17 protein-coding genes and 1 pseudogene are annotated in these 18,273 nt (G+C 71.8%); 10 read left to right on the top strand and 8 right to left on the bottom strand.

What is annotated here, in order from left to right; translation table 11 throughout:
• The first annotated feature begins 265 nt into the window (after nt 1-265).
• The 4 genes from IF20_RS08540 (at nt 266) to IF20_RS08525 (ending at nt 4,377) form a co-directional block, all read left to right on the top strand.
• Nucleotides 266-1,660, top strand: coding sequence for a family 2B encapsulin nanocompartment shell protein (locus IF20_RS08540; protein ID WP_052864376.1), 1,395 nt, complete (start codon nt 266-268; stop codon nt 1,658-1,660).
• Nucleotides 1,647-2,924 carry a SufS family cysteine desulfurase gene (locus IF20_RS08535; protein ID WP_052864375.1) on the top strand — a complete coding sequence of 426 codons (1,278 nt, stop codon included), beginning with the start codon at nt 1,647-1,649 and terminating at the stop codon, nt 2,922-2,924. Before IF20_RS08540 ends, IF20_RS08535 begins: the two co-directional genes overlap by 14 nt.
• Before the next feature lie 141 nt (nt 2,925-3,065).
• The gene (locus IF20_RS39025; RefSeq protein ID WP_052864374.1) at nt 3,066-3,320 is read left to right on the top strand and encodes a hypothetical protein; all 255 of its coding nucleotides are present in this window, start codon (nt 3,066-3,068) and stop codon (nt 3,318-3,320) included.
• A 91-nt stretch (nt 3,321-3,411) separates the two neighbouring features.
• Entirely contained in the window at nt 3,412-4,377 is a 966-nt protein-coding gene (locus IF20_RS08525) for a LysR family transcriptional regulator (protein WP_052864373.1), read from the top strand.
• Here IF20_RS08525 and IF20_RS08520 read toward each other — a convergent pair.
• From IF20_RS08520 to IF20_RS08505, 4 genes are read right to left on the bottom strand one after another with little or no spacing between them, the layout of a single operon-like run.
• A complete protein-coding gene (locus IF20_RS08520) occupies nt 4,355-5,146 on the bottom strand; it encodes an SDR family NAD(P)-dependent oxidoreductase (RefSeq protein ID WP_052864372.1) in 792 nt (263 codons plus the stop codon). The two genes, IF20_RS08525 and IF20_RS08520, sit on opposite strands and share 23 nt — an antisense overlap.
• Nucleotides 5,139-5,669 carry a cupin domain-containing protein gene (locus tag IF20_RS08515; protein ID WP_052864371.1) on the bottom strand — a complete coding sequence of 177 codons (531 nt, stop codon included), beginning with the start codon at nt 5,667-5,669 and terminating at the stop codon, nt 5,139-5,141. The genes IF20_RS08520 and IF20_RS08515 overlap by 8 nt, the downstream gene beginning before the upstream one ends.
• A gap of 33 nt (nt 5,670-5,702) precedes the next feature.
• A complete protein-coding gene (locus IF20_RS08510) occupies nt 5,703-7,445 on the bottom strand; it encodes an alpha-L-fucosidase (RefSeq protein WP_052864370.1) in 1,743 nt (580 codons plus the stop codon).
• Nucleotides 7,446-7,488: 43 nt separating this feature from the next.
• Nucleotides 7,489-8,853: a sugar porter family MFS transporter gene (locus tag IF20_RS08505; protein WP_199896528.1), complete on the bottom strand. Its 1,365-nt coding sequence runs from the start codon at nt 8,851-8,853 to the stop codon at nt 7,489-7,491.
• A 202-nt stretch (nt 8,854-9,055) separates the two neighbouring features.
• Between IF20_RS08505 and IF20_RS08500 the strand changes: the two genes are divergently transcribed.
• The 5 genes from IF20_RS08500 to IF20_RS08480 all read left to right on the top strand — a co-directional run bounded on the left by IF20_RS08500 (nt 9,056) and on the right by IF20_RS08480 (nt 13,622).
• Nucleotides 9,056-9,367 (top strand): L-rhamnose mutarotase, encoded by a 312-nt coding sequence (locus IF20_RS08500; RefSeq protein WP_052864368.1) that lies wholly within the window; start codon nt 9,056-9,058, stop codon nt 9,365-9,367.
• 5 nt (nt 9,368-9,372) lie between these two features.
• On the top strand, nt 9,373-10,272 hold the full coding sequence (locus IF20_RS08495) for an amidohydrolase family protein (protein WP_407702471.1): 900 nt from the start codon (nt 9,373-9,375) through the stop codon (nt 10,270-10,272).
• A 115-nt stretch (nt 10,273-10,387) separates the two neighbouring features.
• Nucleotides 10,388-11,809 carry an L-fuconate dehydratase gene (locus tag IF20_RS08490; protein WP_110943966.1) on the top strand — a complete coding sequence of 474 codons (1,422 nt, stop codon included), beginning with the start codon at nt 10,388-10,390 and terminating at the stop codon, nt 11,807-11,809.
• Nucleotides 11,806-12,567 (top strand): SDR family NAD(P)-dependent oxidoreductase, encoded by a 762-nt coding sequence (locus IF20_RS08485; RefSeq protein WP_052864366.1) that lies wholly within the window; start codon nt 11,806-11,808, stop codon nt 12,565-12,567. Before IF20_RS08490 ends, IF20_RS08485 begins: the two co-directional genes overlap by 4 nt.
• 47 nt (nt 12,568-12,614) lie before the next feature.
• Nucleotides 12,615-13,622, top strand: coding sequence for an aldo/keto reductase (locus IF20_RS08480; protein WP_052864517.1), 1,008 nt, complete (start codon nt 12,615-12,617; stop codon nt 13,620-13,622).
• Nucleotides 13,623-13,861: 239 nt separating this feature from the next.
• Here the strand turns inward: IF20_RS08480 and IF20_RS08475 are convergent, their stop codons facing one another.
• Nucleotides 13,862-14,854 (bottom strand): aldo/keto reductase, encoded by a 993-nt coding sequence (locus IF20_RS08475; protein WP_052864365.1) that lies wholly within the window; start codon nt 14,852-14,854, stop codon nt 13,862-13,864.
• Nucleotides 14,855-15,379: 525 nt separating this feature from the next.
• On the opposite strand from IF20_RS08475, the pseudogene IF20_RS40890 reads away from it, so the two are divergent.
• Nucleotides 15,380-15,634 (top strand): annotated as a pseudogene (locus IF20_RS40890) (transposase); the annotation flags it as partial.
• 236 nt (nt 15,635-15,870) lie between these two features.
• Here IF20_RS40890 and IF20_RS08465 read toward each other — a convergent pair.
• The 3 genes from IF20_RS08465 to IF20_RS08455 are packed head-to-tail and all read right to left on the bottom strand — an operon-like array spanning nt 15,871 to nt 18,265.
• The gene (locus IF20_RS08465; RefSeq protein WP_052864363.1) at nt 15,871-16,467 is read right to left on the bottom strand and encodes a hypothetical protein; all 597 of its coding nucleotides are present in this window, start codon (nt 16,465-16,467) and stop codon (nt 15,871-15,873) included.
• Nucleotides 16,464-17,300, bottom strand: a complete 837-nt coding sequence (locus tag IF20_RS08460; protein WP_052864362.1) for a carbohydrate ABC transporter permease — start codon at nt 17,298-17,300, stop codon at nt 16,464-16,466. The genes IF20_RS08465 and IF20_RS08460 overlap by 4 nt, the downstream gene beginning before the upstream one ends.
• Nucleotides 17,300-18,265 (bottom strand): carbohydrate ABC transporter permease, encoded by a 966-nt coding sequence (locus IF20_RS08455; protein ID WP_052864361.1) that lies wholly within the window; start codon nt 18,263-18,265, stop codon nt 17,300-17,302. Before IF20_RS08455 ends, IF20_RS08460 begins: the two co-directional genes overlap by 1 nt.
• Between the last annotated feature and the right edge of the window lie 8 nt (nt 18,266-18,273).

Genomic DNA, 18,273 nt, shown 5'->3' with positions numbered 1-18,273 from the left:
GCGGGGGAGTGCGGCGGTGCCCGCGGGGCGGCGTCCGGGCCGGTAAGAGGCTGGGGCGCTGGTCACGCCATACCTCGCAAAAAATGGTTGCATTCCGGATCATACGCCGCAAAAGGCTGACCGATCGTTTCCGGACCGCGTGAGGACGGCGCCTTCTTGTGGGCGATGAGTGTCCACCGTGACGATCGCTTCCGTCCCGGTCGGAGCTGATCGGAGGCCGGGACTTCCGCACGGGGCGCCCCCCCATCGACTTCCAGGAGTCCCCATGAACGACCACCGCCTCAGCCTCGGCCCGGACGCCGCACGGCAACTCGCCACCACCACCAAGACCCGGCCGCAGATGCGCGGCAGGACCCCGCGCTACCTGCTGCGCGCGCTGCCCTGGGTGGACGTCGACTCCGGTGTCTTCCGCGTCAACCGGCGCCGCACCTTCCTGCTCGGCGACGACCGGATCACCGTCGACGCGGACGCCGCCGGCAACCGCCGGGTGATCAGCGAGGACCTGCGGGAAATACCCTTCCTGCGCGAGGCCGACCCGGCGCTCCTCGGTGAGCTGGCGTCCGGCTTCACCGAAGTCACCTTCGACGCGGGGCAGTTACTGCGCAACGAGGGCGACACCTGCGACCGCCTGTGGGTGCTGGCCATGGGCCGCGCCGAGAAGCGCGTGACCACCCGCTACGGCGACGAGACCGTCCTGGAGGTGGTGGGCGACGGCCAGTTCTTCGACCTCGACGCCTGGACCCGCGGCGAACCCATGCCGTACCAGGTCAAGGCGCTCACCCCCGGCGTGGCGCTGTGCGTCGAGCGCTCCGTGCTGGCCCGCCTGGCGGACCGGGACGAGGCGCTGTGCGCCGCGCTCGATGCGTACCGCGAGGGCGGCGATCGGCTCGCGGGCCGGGAAGCCCCCATCGAACTGGCCGGCGGCCACGTGGGCGAGCCCGAACTGCCGGGCACCTACGTGGAGTACGAGGACACGCCCCGCGAGTACCACATGACCGTCGCGCAGACCGTGCTGCGCGTCCACACCCGCGTCTCCGACCTCTACAACGAACCCAACGACCAGGTGCGGGCCCAGGCCGACCTGACCATCCAGGCGCTGCGCGAGCGCCAGGAAGCCCTGATGCTGAACCACCCCGAGTTCGGCCTGTTCCACAACGTCAGCCCCGGCCAGCGGGTCCAGACGCGCACCGGCGCGCCGACCCCCGACGACCTGGACGAACTCCTCACCAAGGTCTGGAAGCAGCCCGGTTACTTCATCGCCCACCCCCGGGCCATCGCCGCGTTCGGCCGGGAGTGTACCCGCCGGGGTGTGCCCCCGGTCATGGACACCCGCTTCGGCAGCCCGCTGCTGACCTGGCGCGGCGTGCCGCTGCTGCCCTCCGACAAGGTGGGGTTCAGCAACAGCTCCGGCGCCGCCGCCGGCACCACCGAGATCCTGCTCATCAGGGCCGGCGAGGCCGAGCAGGGCGTGGTCGGGCTGCGCCCCTCGGAGGTGCCCGACGAGGTCGAACCCGGCCTCGCCATGCGGAACATGGGCACCGACAAGAGGGCGATCACCTCCTACCTGATGACCGCGTACTTCAACACCGCGGTCCTGGTCGAGGACGCCATCGCCGTGCTCCAGAACGTCGAGGTGTCCAAGTACCATGACTACTCCTGAGGCCACCGCGCCCGAGGCCCTGCGCGCACTGCGCACGCCGGCGGGGCCCGGCTTCGACCCCGAGTCCGTACGGCGCGACTTCCCGGTGCTGCACCGGACGGTCAACGGCCACCCGCTGGTCTGGCTCGACAACGGCGCCACCACCCAGAAACCGCGCCAGGTCATCGAGACGCTCGCCGGCTTCTACGCCACCGCCAACTCCAATATCCACCGCGGCGCCCACACCATGGCCCGCGAGGCGACCGAGGCCTACGAGGGGAGCCGCGCGGCCGTCGCCTCGTTCCTCGGCGCCGCGTCCCCGGACGACATCGTCTTCACCCGCGGCACGACCGAGGCGGTCAACCTGGTCGCCCAGACCTGGGGCCGGGCCCAGCTCGGCGCCGGCGACGAGATCCTCGTCCCCGTCCTGGAGCACCACTCCAACATCGTGCCGTGGCAGCTGATCGCCAAGGAGCGGCGCGCCCGGGTGGTGCCCGTACCGCTGCTGCCGGACGGGCAGATCGACCGGAACGCCTTCGCCGACCTGCTCTCCTACCGCACCCAGCTGGTGGCGCTCAGCCACGCGTCCAACGTGCTCGGCACCGTCCCGGCCGTGCGGGAGATGATTGCGCTCGCACACCGGTACGGCGCCAGGGTGCTGGTGGACGGAGCACAGGCGGTCGCCCACTTCCCGGTGGACGTCCAGGAGTTGGACGCCGACTTCTACGTGTTCTCGGGCCACAAGCTGTTCGGCCCCACCGGCATCGGGGCGCTGTACGGCAAGCCGGAGGTGCTGGCGGCGCTGCGGCCGTGGCAGGGCGGCGGCAACATGATCGACTCGGTCGAGTTCGGCCGGACGACCTTCGCCCCCGTGCCGCACCTCCTGGAGGCCGGTACCGGCAACATCGCCGGCGCCGTCGGCCTCCACGCCGCGATCGACTGGCTCACCTCGCTGGACCGCACCGCCGTCACGGCGTACGAGAAGGCCCTGACGGAGTACGCCGTAGAGGCCCTGGCCACCGTCCCCGGCCTGGAGCTGCTGGGCTCGGCGCCGGAACGCATCTCCGTCCTCACCTTCACCGTCGCCGGGTACGACCCCGCGACGGTCGCCGAGTGGCTGGACCGGGACGGCATCGCCGTCCGCGCCGGCCACCACTGCGCCCAGCCCGCACTGCGCCACTACGGCGTGGCGAGCGCGGCGCGTGCCTCGCTCGCCCTCTACAACACACGCCGGGAGGTGGACACCCTGGTCGCGTCACTCCACAGCATGCAGCAGGGCGTGTAGCACGAAGGAGTGCCGCCGGAAACTGGTGCGCTTCCATTCAGGTGATAGCACGTGTGCGAGTGCATACGCATGGTTACTCATCGATCGCGAGGCGGCACGAGAGGTCGCCTCTCCGTGCGTAACCCAATGGAGGCATCGAAGATGAACCGCACTGTGAAGCGCGTGGCCGCCGTCGTCGGCCCGGTCGCGGCCCTCGTGCTGATGGCCGGTGGTACCGCCAGCGCCGACAACGACGACTTCCTGGACAGCAAGATCGCGTCCACCGACTCCGGTTACCAGAACGCGACGTCGAGCCACCACGGTGCTCAGAGCACCGGCGCGGGGACGCACACCTCGCTGGTCCAGACGGGCCACTGGGGCGACGACGACGAGGGTGGCGAAGAGAGCGACGACTGACAGGCGCTTCCATGCGGCTCTGCCCGCGTCGGCCCGGTACACACCGGGCCGGCGCGGGTACCCGTCGGCCGAGCGAGGTGGGGAGCGACACGTGGAGCTGCGTGATCTGGAGTTTTTCGCCCTGGTGGCCGACGAGTTGCACTACGGCCGGGCCGCGGCCCGGCTGCACGCGTCACCCGCCGCCGTACGCCGGCGGATCCGCGACCTCGAACGCGAGCTGGGCCTCGTCCTCTTCGACCGGACGAGCAGCCGGGTGACGCGCACCGCGGCCGGCGACGAACTGCTGCCCGCCGCCCGCCGCGCGCTCACCGCGGCGACCGAGGTCACGGACGTCGCCCGGACCCTGCGCGCCGCCCGCCTCGGCGAACTGCGCGTCGGCTGCGCACCGGGCACGGCCCGCCTCGTCGACGCGCTCATCGGCAAGGTGACGCGGGAACACGACGACGTGGCAGTGGTGGCCGTCCCCCTGTCGAGCCTGGAGGCCCTGGACGCGGTCGTACACGGCGACCTCGGCCTCGCCCTGGTCCGTGACCCGCTGCCGCCGCAGGGCACCTCGTCCCTGATCGTCGGCCGGTACCGCGACGACCACGTGGCCGTCCCCGCACCCGGCCCGCTGACCCGGCAGGTCCCGGTGCCCCTCGGCGCGTTCGAGGGCATGCCCTTCCTGATCAACGAGCGCGACACCGCACCCGGCGTGCACGACGCGACCGTCCGCTTCTTCGCCGACCACGGCGTGGCCCCCCTGTGGCAGCACCACCGGCTCCGCGAACCGGAGCAGCTGCTCTCCCTGGTGGCGGCCGGCACGGCCTCGGGGCTGCTGCACGCCCACCCCGCCGACATCGACGACCCCGCCAACGTCACCTGCCCGGGCGTCGCGGTGCTACCGCTGGCCGAGCCCGGCCCCGAGCACCGCTTCCACCTGGTCTGGCGGTCGGACGACTCCTCGGAACTGCTGCGCTCCGTCATCGACCTGATCTGCGATCACGGCTGTGACCTGGACGAACCGGACGAGGACCACGCTGCCGGCCGGCGCGTCACCACGTCGGACGGGCGCTGACCCCGCCGTCCACCACCAGATCGGTACCGGTGATCCAGGAAGCCGCGTCCGAGGCGAGGAACACACAGGCGTCCCCGACGTCCTCGGGACGGCCGAGCCGGGTGAGCGGCGCGGCGCGGGTCCACCGGTCCACGCCGTCCGGCCAGTCCTCGGCGAGCCCCGGTCGGCCGATCAGACCGGGGGAGACGGTGTTGACGCGGATGCCGAGGGGGCCGTACTCCAGCGCGGCGGAGCGCGCGAACATGATGAGGGCGGCCTTCGCCGCGCTGTAGTGCGCATGCCCCGGCGCCGGACTCGATCCCTCGATCGAGGCGATGTGGATGATGGAGCCGATGGAGCCGCCGCTCCCGCCCTCGCGCGTCATCGCTTGCACCGCGGCCTGGGTACAGCAGAAGGCGCTCGTCACATTGGTCTCGGACATCCGCCGCCAGTCCGCCGCCGTCATCTCCGCGAGCGGCTGCACCGGCTGGATCCCGGCGTTGTTGACCAGTACGTCCAGCCGGCCGCGCCAGGCCGCCGCCGCGTCGACCAGCCGGTGGCACTCCTCCTCCCGCATCAGATCCGCCGGTACGGCGAGCGCGTGGCCGCCCGCTCCGGTGATCTCCTCGACGAGGGCCCCGGCCTGCTGCTCGCTGCGGTGCCGGTGGACCACCACGGCCGCGCCCGCCCGCGCGAGCCGCCGGGCGATGCCGCCACCGATCAGCCCGCCGGCGCCGGTGACCAGCGCGACCCGGCCGGCCAGGCCGCCTGTCGTCGCCGTGTCAGGCATCGTCGGCCGCGCCCGGCGTGCCGTCCGGCATCCGCAGCGGGGCGCCGGGCCGGCTCAGGGCCCGGATCCGTGCCGCCTGCCGGGGGTACTGCCTGGTGAGGTCGTCCACGTCGCCGCCTTCGTAGTCGCTGGGCAGGAAGCCGGGCGCCATCGTCGTACCGCACAGCGACCAGCGCCCGCCCGGGAGCACCCGGGCGCCCATCCATGTACCCGCGGGCACCACGGTCTGCACCTCACCGCCGTCCCCGCCGAGCCGCACCACCCGGTCGGCGCCGTCCGACCCGAGGAGCAGCAACTCGGCGGCGTCACCGCGGTAGCAGTGCCAGACCTCGTCGACGGGGAGGCGGTGCAGGGTGGAGAACCCGTCGTCGGCCGTGGTGAGCAGCACGAGGATGGCCGTGCCGACAGGCCGGCCGGTGGCGTCCGGCGGCCCCGCCCACGTTTGGCGGAACAGCCCGCCCTCCGCGGGGAGCGGCCGCAGCCCGTACCGCTCGGCCAGCTCGGCGGGTGTCGTCTCGTCCATCCCCGGCCCCTCTCAGGTCGACGCGCCGGGCCGTCAGGTCGGCTCGGCGCTCCGGTACAGGCCCAGGAACGCCAGCCGGGGCGTGGCCCGTGCCGCCGTGATGCGTACCCGTACGCGGCCGGCCGTCACCGGCGAGGACAGGACAAGAATGCGGCTGTACCCGATCGTGGTGGCAGCCGCCGCCGGCCGCCAGCCCGCACCGTCCCACACGTCCACCGCGCACCCTTCGACCCGCTGTCCCCTGGTGATGTCCTCGCCCAGCCGGACGCGGTCGAACGTGACGGCCTCCGGGAGCGTCAACTCCAGCGCGCCGGTGACCGCGCCGCCGGCCGGCGACCAGCCGGTGGTGAGGCGGGGGTCGGCGAGCGCGGCGGCGGCCCGGCCGCGCGCCCCGGACAGCAGGTTGGTGCCGTACGTACGGTCCAGCGCGCGGCGGAAGGACGTCAGCTCGGCGACGTCGGCGGGGGCCACCCGGCCGTCCTTCGCCGGCGGGACGTTGAGCAACAGGACGGCGTTGCGTCCGACGGACTGCTCGTACAGGGCGACCAGTTCGCCCGCGGCCTTCGGGCGCTGGTCGGGGTGGTGGTACCAGCCCGGGCGGAGGGAGACGTCCGCCTCGCCGGGGAACCAGCGCAGCGACGTCACGTCCGGGTTGCCGGTGAGCCGTTCCCGGGAGCCGAGGTCGGCGCCGGACTCACCGCCGGGGACCTGCATGCGCACGCCGTCCCCGGTGACGGGCAGCACGCTCCACTCGGACTCGCGCGCGATGCCCTTCTCGTTGCCGATCCAGCGGACGCCGCACGGCGCCTTGAAGACCACGGTCTTCGGGGACAGCTCGCCGATGACCTCGTAGAAGGTGGCGAAGTCGTACTCCTGGGTGATGCCGGCGTCGGTCCACGGGTTGGCCCCGTCCAGCCACAGTTCGTCGATGGGGCCGTACTGGGTGAAGAGTTCGTAGACCTGGTTCAGGTAGTACGCGTCGTAGTCGTTGACCGTGACGTGGAACGTGGGCAGGTCGCCCCGGGCGACGGCCCGCGCGCGGTCGTCGCCGTCGACGAGGGTGGGGAGGGTGCGCGGGGTGCGGGCGCTGCCGTTGCCGTACCGGCCGTGGCCGCCCGGGGCGCGGTCGCCGTCCTCCAGGGTGGCCTGCTCCTCGATGCTGAGGACCTCGCCGGCCTGCTGCTTGGCGCGGATCTTCGTCACCCGGTCGGCGTGCCAGGCGTGCGGCAGCTCGGCACCGTCCGCGGGGGAGAGGTAGACGCCGACCTTCAGGCCGGCGGCCCGGGCGGCCCGTACGTACGCGCCGAGCACGTCGCCTTTCCAGGCACTGGCCGTGACGGAGTGCCGGGTGTAGCGCGTCGGGTAGAGGACGAAGCCGTCGTGGTGCTTGGCGGTGAGCATGACGAGCTTCGCGCCCGCCGCGCGGTACACGCGCATCCACTGCGTCACGTCCACCCGCTCCGGTGCGAACCACGCCGGGTCCTCGCACCCCGACCCCCACTCGCGGTCCGTGAAGGTGTTCATCCCGTAGTGCGTGAAGACGGTCAGTTCGTTGCGCTGCCAGGCGAGCTGGTGGGGCGTGGGGATGACGTGCGCGGCCTTGGCGACGATCCGCCCGTCGGTGTCACCGGGGGAGACGGGGATGATCGGCGCGGGGGCGATGCCGTCCGCTGCGGCGGGGTGCGCGCCGCCGGCCGCCGCAGCGGTCCGGGAGAGGACGGCGGAGGCGGGCAGCGCGGCCCCCAGGGCGAAGATCGTTCTCCGGGACAGGCTCATCGTGACCTCCGTGGGGTGTGGTGGACGAGCGGTGCGCGAGGAACTAGGCCGAGCGGTGCTGCCAGTACCGCTCGATCTCCTCCAGGGAGCGCCCCGCGGTCTCCGGGACGCGCCGGGCGACGTACCAGGCGGCGAGCGCGGACAGCACGGCGAAGACGCCGAAGACGGTGCTGCCGATGGCCGCCAGGACGTCGGGGAAGGCCAGCGCGAACGCGAAGTTGAGCAGGTACTGGGTGAAGGTGATCACGCCCATGCCGAGCGCGCGGGCTCGCAGCGGCAGCACCTCGGGGCAGTACAGCCAGAACACCGGGCCGAGCCCGAACCCGAACGCGAAGGTGTAGACGAAGACACAGACCACGGCGAGCACGGCCACGTCGGGGAAGAGGGCGAGCGCCACCATCGGCGGCACCTGCGCGGCCAGCGAGACGGTCAGCAGCTTCACCCGGCCCAGGCGTTCGATGAAGGGCAGCGATGCGGCGGTGGACAGCACCAGCGCAGCGCCGACGCCGTAGTTGGCGATCGTCCCCGCCTGGGATCCGTTGCCGTGCGTGAGGTGGGAGAAGATGACGGGCGCGTAGTAGACCACCGCGTTGATGCCGGTGAAGACCTGGAAGAAGGTCAGGATCAGGGTGATGCGCAGCGCGGGCCGGTAGGTGCCGGCCAGCTCCCGCAGCCCGGCGTGCTGCTGGGCCAGGCTCTCGCGGATCTCGGTGACCTCGGCCTCCGCCGACTCCGGTGTCGGACGCAGCCGCCGCAGCATCCCGCGGGCCTCCGCCTCCCGCCCGTGCGTCATCAGCCAGCGTGGGCCGGCCGGGCTGAGGAACATGCCGACCAGGAAGACCACGGCGGGCACGGCGCCCAGGCCGAGCATCCACTCCCACGCGGCCGCGGCTGACAGTGCGTCACCGACCGCGTAGGCGAGCAGGATGCCGACGTTGACGGCGAGCTGGTACAGCGCGGTGATCCGGCCGCGCAGGTGCTTGGGCGCCAGTTCGCTGAGGTAGATCAGGCCGAACATGTTGGCCAGGCCGACGGCGAAGCCGAGGACGAACCGGGAGACCATCAGCGTGCCCGCGTTGGGGGCCAGCCCGCAGGCGACCGAGCCGCCGACGAAGATGAATCCCGCCAGGATCAGCAGGTGGCGGCGGTCCCAGCGGCGGGCCGCGAGCGAGCCGCCGACGATGGCGGGCAGCGCGCCGAGCAGCAGCAGGCTGGTGACCAGGCCCTGGCCCGTGGCGTCCAGGCCGAAGCGGTCGGTCAGCGGTTGCAGCGCCCCGGAGATGGCCCCGGAGTCGTAGCCGTACAGCAGGCCGGAGAGGCCGCCGAGCACCGCGATCCAGTGCACCCGCCGGGGCACCTTCTCGCCGCTGCGCGGGGCGGTTCCGGCCGGGGACTGGACCTGGCTCACGAGATCGTCCTTCCGCACGCCATACATGGGACCTATCCGGAGGAGGTGTCAGGCTCGGCGACGAAAGCTAGCCTGTGCGCAAGTCGAGGGCAATGGTTCGGACCGAATGGATGGGTCGAGAGGTCCGATCTATGATGCGGACCAGTCATCCGATGTATGCATCTGTCCACTGTCGGAACCGTGGAAGGGCCAGGACGGAACCATGGAACGGATCGCCCTGCACACCCGGCTGAAGCCGGGCAAGGAAGCCGCGTACGAGCGGGTGCACGCGACCATCCCGGACGAGCTGGACGAGGCGCTCCGGGCGGCCGGGGTGCACGCCTGGCGGATCTGGCGCGACGGCCTCGACCTGTTCCACCTCGTCGAGGTCGAGGACTACCGGGCGATGCGCCGCGCGCTGGCCGACCACCCGGCCAACATCCCCTGGCAGGCCCGGATGGCGGGCCTGCTCGACGTCCCGGACAGCTACGCGGGCGACGACCACGGCCTCGACCTGGTCTGGGAGCTGCCGTGACCGACGTGCGTCCCGCGAGCGATACGAGCCCCGTGATCGACGCGCACCACCATCTCTGGGACCCGGCAGCCCGCGCCTACCCCTGGCTGGACCCGGTGGCGCACGCGCCGATCCACCGTCCCTACACGCCGGCCGACCTCCGGCAGCAGGCGGCCGCGCACGACGTGAGCGCCACCGTCCTCGTCCAGACCGTGGCCACCGCCGAGGAGACCGCCGGCTTCCTCGCCACGGCGCACGCGTCGGCCGGCCTGGTCGCCGGCGTCGTCGGCTGGGCCGACCTCACCGCTCCCGAACTCACCCTGCCCGACGACCCGTTGCTGGTCGGCGTGCGGCATCAGGCCGAGGACGAACCCGACCCGCGGTGGCTGGTGCGCGCCGACGTCCGGCGCTCGCTCGCCGCCCTCGGGGCCCGCGGCCTGGCCTACGACGTGCTGGTGCGGGCGCCGCAACGACAGGCGGCGCTGGAGTGCGTACGGGCCCTGGACGAGGTGTGGTTCGTGCTCGACCACGCGGGGAAGCCGGCCATCGCGGCGGGGGAGTGGGAGCCCTGGGCCACCTGGATCGCCGAGGCCGCCGCCTGCCCGAACACCGTGTGCAAGCTGTCCGGGCTGGTCACCGAGGCGCCGTGGCACAGCTGGACGGCCGATGGGCTGCGGCCGTACGCCGAGCACGTGCTGGCGGCTTTCGGCGCCGACCGGGTGCTGTTCGGCTCGGACTGGCCGGTGTGCGAACTCGCCGGCGGCTACGCGGCGGTGCGCGCCCTGACCGACGACCTGCTCGGCGGCTGCACGGCCACGGAGCGTGCGGCCGTGCTCGGCGGTACGGCGCTGCGGGTGTACGGCCTGGACGGCTGCGCCCTTGATGGCCTCGATGGCATCGATCTCCACCGCTCGGACACCGGATGACCTCTTGGGCGGCGGTGTCCTCTTGTGCGGTGGCTCGGCGGGGCCGTATGTTCGCGTCGCCGGCGCAGACATCCGATGTATCTCGGCAGTGCGGTCGACGGAAGGGACGCCACCGATGAGACCGACCCGCCTCGGCCCGCCGGACGCGGGGATCCAGGCCACGGCGCCCGCCGGGCCGGCCGCCACCGCGCGGATCACCTCCCTCACCGTCCACGACATCCGCTTCCCCACCTCCCGGGAACTGGACGGTTCGGACGCGATGAACCCCGACCCCGACTACTCCGCCGCCTACGTCGTCCTCGGCACCGACGCGCCCGACGGCCTGGCGGGCCACGGCTTCGCCTTCACCATCGGCCGCGGCAACGACGTCCAGGCGGTGGCCATCGCCGCGCTCCGCCCGTATCTGATCGGCCGCTCCGTGGCGGAGCTGTGCGCCGACCCCGGATCGCTCAGCCGCGATCTCGTCGGCGACAGCCAGCTGCGCTGGCTCGGCCCGGAGAAGGGCGTGATGCACATGGCCATCGGCGCGGTGGTCAACGCGGTGTGGGACCTGGCCGCCAAGCGCCGGGGCGAACCGCTCTGGCGGCTCCTCGCCCACGCCGAGCCCGAATGGCTCGTCTCCCAGGTCGACTTCCGCTACCTCACCGACGCGCTCACCCCCGGCGAGGCGCTGGCCCTGCTGCGCGCCGGCCGGGACGGGCTGGCGGCCCGCGAGGCGGGCCTGCGCGAGCGCGGCTACCCCGCCTACACCACCTCGCCGGGCTGGCTCGGCTACTCCGACGCCAAGCTCACCCGGCTCGCCGAGGAGGCCGTCGCGGCGGGCTTCACCCAGATCAAGCTGAAGGTCGGCGCCGACCTGGCGGACGACCTGCGGCGCTGCCGCACGGCCCGCGCCGTCGTCGGCCCGGACATCCGCATCGCGGTCGACGCCAACCAACGCTGGGACGTGGCCGAGGCCATCACCTGGACCCGCGCGCTGGCCGAGATCGACCCGTACTGGATCGAGGAGCCCACCAGCCCCGACGACGTCCTCGGGCACGCCGCCGTACGCCGGGCCGTCGCGCCCGTACGCGTCGCCACCGGCGAACACGTGCAGAACCGCATCGTCTTCAAACAGCTCCTCCAGGCCGGCGCGGTCGACGTGCTGCAGATCGACGCGGCCCGCGTCGGCGGCGTCAACGAGAACCTGGCGGTGCTGCTGCTGGCAGCGAAATACGGGGTACCGGTCTGCCCGCACGCCGGCGGCGTCGGCCTGTGCGAACTGGTCCAGCACCTCTCGATGTTCGACTACCTCGCGCTCTCCGGCACCACCGAGAACCGCGCGATCGAGTACGTCGACCACCTCCACGAACACTTCGTGACCCCCGTGGAGATCCGGGACGGGCACTACACCGCACCGACCGCACCCGGCTTCTCCGCCGAGCTGCACCCCGGCACGCTCACCACGTACAGCTACCCCGACGGCACGTTCTGGACGGCCGACCGCGCGGCCCGCACCACGGAACACATCGCGGCACACAAGGAGGAGCAGGGATGAACGACATGAGCGGCCTCTCGGCACTGGTCACCGGCGGGGCCTCGGGCATCGGCCGGGCCACCGTCCGGCTGCTCGCCGCGCGCGGCGCCCGCGTGGCCGTACTGGACCGCACCGCCGAAAGGACCGAGGACCCGCTGGTGTCCGGCTACCTCGCCGACCTCGGCGACGACGACTCCGTACGTGCGGTCGTCCAGGGAGCCGCACGCGACCTCGGCGGGCTGGACATCCTGGTCAACAACGCCGGGATCGGGGCCGCCGGTACGGTCGAGGACAACCCCGACGACGAGTGGCACCGCGTCCTGGACGTCAACGTGGTCGGCATCGTGCGCACCAGCCGTGCGGCCCTCCCGTACCTCCGGCGGTCCGCACACGCCGCCATCGTCAACACCTGCTCCATCGCCGCCACCGCGGGCCTGCCGCAGCGTGCCCTGTACGCGGCCTCCAAGGGCGCCGTCCTCTCGCTCACCCTCGCCATGGCCGCCGACCATGTCCGCGAGGGCATCCGCGTCAACTGCGTCAACCCCGGTACCGCCGACACCCCGTGGGTGGGGCGGTTGCTCGACGCGGCCGACGACCCCGAGGCCGAACGCGCCGCGCTCAACGCCCGGCAACCCATCGGCCGCCTCGTCACCGCCGACGAAGTGGCCGGCGCCATCGCCTACCTGGCGTCTCCCGCCGCCGCCTCGGTCACCGGCACCGCCCTCGCCGTGGACGGTGGCATGGCGGGCCTCCGCCTGCGCCCGGAGGCACAACGGTGACAGGCGCGCCACGGGACGCACGCGGCGCCGCCCCGGACGGCGCCGGGCTGACCACACCCACCGGGGCCGGGCTCCCGCGCTCCCGCCGCGCCCTCGGCCGCAGTGGTGTCCCCGTCACCCCGCTGTCCCTGGGCACCGCGCCCCTCGGCAACCTCTACGCCGCCGTCGCCCCCGAGCAGGCCGCCGCCACCGTGGACGCCGCCTGGGACGCCGGCATCCGCGCCTTCGACACCGCGCCGCACTACGGACTCGGGCTCGCCGAACGGCGGCTCGGCGCCGCACTGCGCGACCGGCCCCGCGCCGAGTACGTGCTCTCCACCAAGGTCGGCCGGCTGCTGCGCCCCGGCGGCCCGGGCGGCGACGACCTCGCGCACGGGTTCGCGGTGCCGGCCACCCACCACCGGGTCTGGGACTTCAGCGCCGACGGCGTCCGGCGCAGCATCGAGGAGAGCCTGCACCGGCTCGGCCTGGACCGCATCGACATCGCCTACCTGCACGACCCGGACGACCACGCGGAGCAGGCGTTCGGGGAAGGCTACCCGGCACTGGAACGCCTACGGGCCGAGGGCGTCGTGGGGGCGATCGGCGCGGGCATGAACCAGACGGCCATGCTCGCCCGCTTCCTCCGCGACACCGACGTCGACGCGGTGCTGCTCGCCGGGCGTTACACCCTGCTCGACCACTCGGGCCTGGAGGTGGTGCTCCCGGAAGCGGCGGCGCGCGGCCGGAGCGTCGTCATCGGCGGCGTCTTCAACTCGGGCCTGCTCGCCGACCCGCGCCCCGGCGCCACCTACGACTACGCGCCCGCGGCCCGGCCCGTACTGGACCGTGCCCTGCGCCTGAAGTCCGTCACCGAACGGCACGGCGTACCGCTGCGGGCCGCCGCCCTCCACTTCCCCTTCGCCCACCCGGCCGTCGCGAGCGTCCTCGTCGGCGCCCGCTCGCCCGCCGAGATCACCGACGCGAGCGCGCTGTTGCGCAGCCCCGTACCGCCCGCGGTATGGGGCGACCTGCGCACGGCCGGCCTCCTGCCGCACCATGTACCCGCGCCCTGAGTGGGCCCGGGCATCCGGTACTCAGCCCGTCTTTGCACCTCTGAGGCTGTCGAGCTCGGTGGTGCTCTCCGGTCGTCTGGTCGTTTTCCCGACGTCGTAGTGGGTTGTGGGGCGGTGGTGCTACGAGCCCAACGGTCTTCCCGGTCCGGTCCTCCCGGGAGTCCTCCACCACGAGGAGGAGGACGCTGCCGCCCGCCATCGGTGCGGTGACCTGCGGTTTCAGGAGTCGGAACAGGCTTTCAGCGGCCGAACCGTGACTGCAACTGCTCAGGGAGACGTTCGCCCTGGATCCGGATGTTGGCCGCGGCCTCTTCGATCCGATGCAGGTCGCCGGTTGTCAGCTCGACGTCGAGCGCGCCCAGGTTCTCTTCCAGGCGGTGCAGCTTGGTGGTGCCGGGGATCGGCACGAACCACGGCTTCTGCGCCAGCACCCAGGCGAGAGCGATCTGAGCCGGCGTGGCTCCTTTGTCGTCGGCAATCCGCTGCAGCAGGTCGACCAGCACCTGGTTGGCTTGCCGTGCTTCAGGGTTGAAGCGCGGAAGCAGGCGGCGGAGGTCGTTGTCGGCCAGCGACGTGCTGGAATCGATCTTGCCGGTCAAAAACCCTTTGCCGAGCGGGCTGTAGGGCACCAGGCCGATGCCCAGTTCCTCCAAGGTCGGAATGATTTCGGTTTCGTGCTCGCGCATCCAGAGCGAGTACTCGCTTTGCAGTGCCGTTACTGGCTGCACGGCGTGGGCGCGACGAATTGTCGCGGTACCGGCCTCGGACAAGCCGAAGTGCTTTACCTTGCCTTCGGCGATCAGCTCCTTGACCGTGCCGGCCACGTCTTCAATGGGTACGTTGGGGTCGACGCGGTGTTGGTAGAGCAGGTCGATGCTTTCGGTTCGAAGGCGCTTGAGCGAGGCCTCGGTCACTCGGCGGATCTGCTCGGGTCTGCTGTCGACCCCGGACATCGGGGTCGGCCCGTGCTCGCCGTGCTTGATTCCGAACTTGGTGGCGATCACCACCTGGTCGCGGACCGGTGCCAGCGCCTGACCGACCAGGTCCTCATTGGTGAACGGGCCGTACACTTCGGCAGTGTCGAAGAAAGTCACGCCGTGGTCAACGGCCGCCCGCAGCAGCTTCGTCATCTCGGCTGTGTCTTGTGGCTGACCGTAGAAGAAACTCATGCCCATGCAGCCGAGCCCGAGAGCCGAGACTTCGAGGCCTTGCCCTAGTTTGCGTTGTTGCATTGGAGATACTCCTGGGATATCGATCGTCCGACTCCCGCTGATTTCGTGTTCAGCCGGGAGCCGGTATAGAAGTTAGGTAGCCTTCCGGGACGCCGGCGAGACCCTAGTGATACAGGCATGTCCTCAACGCTATGGTCTTGGAGTGCACTCCAAGCAAGCGGAACGGACGAGAGGGCGTTTTCTCCCGTTGTTTCATTCCGAATCGGCTTGTCATTTCCCACCACACACCTACGAAACAGCTGCGAAGAAAGGCTCCGGCCATGACGCGGAGTGAGCAGAAGGCCACGGCGGACGCAGACGCCCTCCGGCCCGATCGCGCCGACCCGCCTCCGAGGAGGCGGACACCTTCTTCCGTACCCGCTCGCCCGGCCGGCTTCTGGCCACCGCAGTCCCCTGAACCGACCCCTGGTTCCCCCGACCGACAGGACTTCTGGAAACGCGCTTCATGCGGAACCGGGTCCTCGGCGACCGCCGGGAGGCATAGTGCGTCCGTCGTCGTCCTGGACGAGCAGGGGACCACGGTCAGGCTGGACTCGGCCGGGTGGTGCAACACCTTGCCCCGGACCGCACCTCGTCGGCAGATCCTGGACGATGGTTCGGCTGGGCCCCACCGACGATGCCGCGGCCGGCCAATGGCAGCACGGTGACCGGGACATCCTGGTGGTGATGGACGCGGGTCACGACGTGCTGCGCCTGGCCCGGGTGCTGCGCGACCTTCCCGTCGAGCTGGTCGGACGCCTGCGCTCGGACCGCGTCCTGCGGCTTCCCGAGCCGCCGCGAGGTGATGCGGCGCACCTCGGCGAGGTGCGGTATGTCTCGGCGCATGCTCAACTTCCTGGTATGTGCATGAGATTCACCTGAAGTCAAGGAAGTGGTTGCCCCAGGCACAAGAGACCCCCGAGGCGACCTTCCACCCGGGATAAAGGTCTTATCGAACGCATGGGTCCGTGCGGCCGCTGTGCCCGAACGCAGTTCATGCCCTGCGTCCGACGCTCGTCGGGACGGAAGCCGCCGGATCAGCGGAGTTCGATCGCCGTCAGTGCCACCGCCAGCGGGCCGGGGACGAGGAAGAGCAGCGGTGGCAGCGTCCACGCGCACACCGCTGCCGTGCCGAGCGCGAGCAGGATGAGCAGACTTCCGGGCAGGTCCCGTGCGGTGCGGGCCGCGCTCGCCCGGACTGCGGCGCGCCAGCCGCCCGCCGTATCGTGCCGGGCACACGCACGCAGCCCCGTCGCCGCCAACACCGTCCCCACGGCCGCCAGGAACACCGCGAACGGCACCGCGCCCGGCAGGCCGGCGGCTGCGAGTGCCGCGTCCGCCGCGAACAGCGCGCCGAACGCGAGCAGCAGTCCGCCAGCGGCCAGGTCGGCGCGCCACCGCCGGGCCCGCAGCGCTCGGACGTAGTGGCCGGCGGTGCACGGTTCGGCGTACCGCTGACGCCGTCGCAGCAGGGCGCAGGCCGTGGCGAGCGCGGCCGGTACGGTCACCAGCGGCAGACAGGCCACCGCCGTGACCAGGCCGACGGCGAGCACGTCGGCGAACAGTTCGAAGCGCGGGCCGAACAGCTCGCCCGGCTCCCGCCGTCCGGAGGCGGAGTCGGTCGCGGTGCTCATCCCTTCACCCCCGAGTTCGCCATGCCCTCGACCAGGAATCGCTGGAAGGCGAGGAAGAACAGCACGATCGGCAGCAGCGCGAAGACCGACATCGCGAACATCGGGCCGTAAGCGGACTGGCTGGAGGTGTCCACGAACGTGCGCAGCGCCAGGGTGAGGGTGTATTTGCCGGGTTCGAAGAGGTAGATGAGCTGGGTGAAGAAGTCGTTCCAGGTCCAGATGAAGGTGAAGATCGCGGTGGTGATCAGCGCGGGCCGGGTGAGCGGCAGCACGACCCGCGCGAAGGTACGGAACGGGCCGCAGCCGTCGATCTTCGCGGCCTCCTCCAGCTCGCGTGGCAGGCCGCGCATGAACTGCACGATGAGGAAGACGAAGAACGCGTCGGTGGCCAGGAACTTCGGCAGCACCATCGGCCAGAAGGTGTTCACCATGCCGAGCTGGTTGAAGACGATGTACTGCGGGATGAGCACCGCGTGGTGCGGCAGCATGATCGTGGCGATCATGAAGGCGAACAGCGGCCCGCGCAGCTTGAACCGCAGCCGCGCGAAGGCGTACGCGGCGAGCGAGCAGCTGAGGACGTTGCCCAGTACGGCGCCGACGGAGATGGTCAGCGAGTTGCCGAACAGCTTCAGCAGGCTGACGCCCTGGATGCCGGCCGCCGCCGTCGTGTAGTTCTCGGTGGCGAGCCGGGACGGCAGCAGCGCGAGGCTGGCGAGCACCTCGTCGGCCGGCTTGAAGGACGTCGCGACCAGCCAGCCCAGCGGGTACAGCATGACCAGCAGGACGAGGAGACAGCCGGCGTGCAGGGCGATGCGGGAGCGGGTGGCGGTCATCAGCGGCCCTCCTCGTTCGCGTAGAAGACCCAGGAGCGCGAGGTGCGGAAGAGCACCGCGGTGACGATCCCGATGGCGATGAGCAGCACCCACGCCATCGCGGAGGCGTAGCCCATGTGCGAGGCGGTGAAGCCGCGGTCGTAGAGGTAGAGCGTGTAGAAGAGGGTGGAGTCGGCGGGGCCGCCCCGGCCGCCGCTCACCGCGAACGCCGGGGTGAAGACCTGGAACGCCTGGATGGTCTGCAGTACCAGGTTGAAGAAGAGCACCGGGGACAGCATCGGCAGGGTGATCGAGACGAACTGCCGCCACCGGCCGGCGCCGTCCACCGCCGCCGCCTCGTACAGCTCCTTCGGTATCTGCTGGAGCCCCGCCAGGAAGATCACCATCGGCGCGCCGAACTGCCACACCGTCAGCAACGCCACCGACAGCAGCGCCCAGCCGGGCTTGTTGATCCAGCCGCCGGTGTGCAGGCCGAGGGAGCCGAGGACGTTGTCGACCGTGCCGCCGTCGTTGAACAGGGCCCGCCACACCAGCGCGATGCTCATGGACGCGCCGAGCAGCGAGGAGGCGTAGAACGCCGACCGGTAGAAGGCCTTGCCGCGCTTCATCGACTTGAGCGCCAGCGCGACCGCCAGCGCCAGGGCGAGCTGCAAGGGGACCGCGATCACGACGTACAGCAGGGTGTTCAGGACCGAGCGGAGCAGCCGCGGATCCTCGGTGAACATCTGCGTGTAGTTGCGCAGGCCCACCCACGACGGCGGGTCGAAGAGGTCGTAGTCCGTGAAGGAGAGGTAGAGGGAGACGGCCATCGGGAGGAGGGTGAGGACGACGGCGCCCAGCACCCACGGGGAGAGGAACACCCAGGCGGCGCCCTCCCGTTCCCGCTTCGGGCGCCGTTTCCGGTCCTGCTCCGCGGGGGCCGGGCGCTGCCGGGGGAGCGCCCCCGGGGCTGCTGCCTTGTCCATCGCTCGGG

Origin of the sequence: Streptomyces niger (genome assembly GCF_000718305.1) — a bacterium.
GTDB classification, from domain to species: domain Bacteria; phylum Actinomycetota; class Actinomycetes; order Streptomycetales; family Streptomycetaceae; genus Streptomyces; species Streptomyces niger.
Note: the sequence above shows the minus strand (reverse complement) of the source record. Positions and strands in the feature narration are given on the sequence as shown.

Coding starts and splice junctions, on each gene's coding strand:
- IF20_RS39025 (WP_052864374.1), top strand. CDS start 3,066: ATGAACCGCACTGTGAAGCGCGTGGCCGCCGTCGTCGGCCCGGTCGCG.
- IF20_RS08460 (WP_052864362.1), bottom strand. CDS start 17,300: ATGACCGCCACCCGCTCCCGCATCGCCCTGCACGCCGGCTGTCTCCTC.
- IF20_RS08490 (WP_110943966.1), top strand. CDS start 10,388: ATGAGACCGACCCGCCTCGGCCCGCCGGACGCGGGGATCCAGGCCACG.
- IF20_RS08535 (WP_052864375.1), top strand. CDS start 1,647: ATGACTACTCCTGAGGCCACCGCGCCCGAGGCCCTGCGCGCACTGCGC.
- IF20_RS08485 (WP_052864366.1), top strand. CDS start 11,806: ATGAACGACATGAGCGGCCTCTCGGCACTGGTCACCGGCGGGGCCTCG.
- IF20_RS08540 (WP_052864376.1), top strand. CDS start 266: ATGAACGACCACCGCCTCAGCCTCGGCCCGGACGCCGCACGGCAACTC.
- IF20_RS08455 (WP_052864361.1), bottom strand. CDS start 18,265: ATGGACAAGGCAGCAGCCCCGGGGGCGCTCCCCCGGCAGCGCCCGGCC.
- IF20_RS08500 (WP_052864368.1), top strand. CDS start 9,056: ATGGAACGGATCGCCCTGCACACCCGGCTGAAGCCGGGCAAGGAAGCC.
- IF20_RS08510 (WP_052864370.1), bottom strand. CDS start 7,445: ATGAGCCTGTCCCGGAGAACGATCTTCGCCCTGGGGGCCGCGCTGCCC.
- IF20_RS08515 (WP_052864371.1), bottom strand. CDS start 5,669: ATGGACGAGACGACACCCGCCGAGCTGGCCGAGCGGTACGGGCTGCGG.
- IF20_RS08475 (WP_052864365.1), bottom strand. CDS start 14,854: ATGCAACAACGCAAACTAGGGCAAGGCCTCGAAGTCTCGGCTCTCGGG.
- IF20_RS08520 (WP_052864372.1), bottom strand. CDS start 5,146: ATGCCTGACACGGCGACGACAGGCGGCCTGGCCGGCCGGGTCGCGCTG.
- IF20_RS08465 (WP_052864363.1), bottom strand. CDS start 16,467: ATGAGCACCGCGACCGACTCCGCCTCCGGACGGCGGGAGCCGGGCGAG.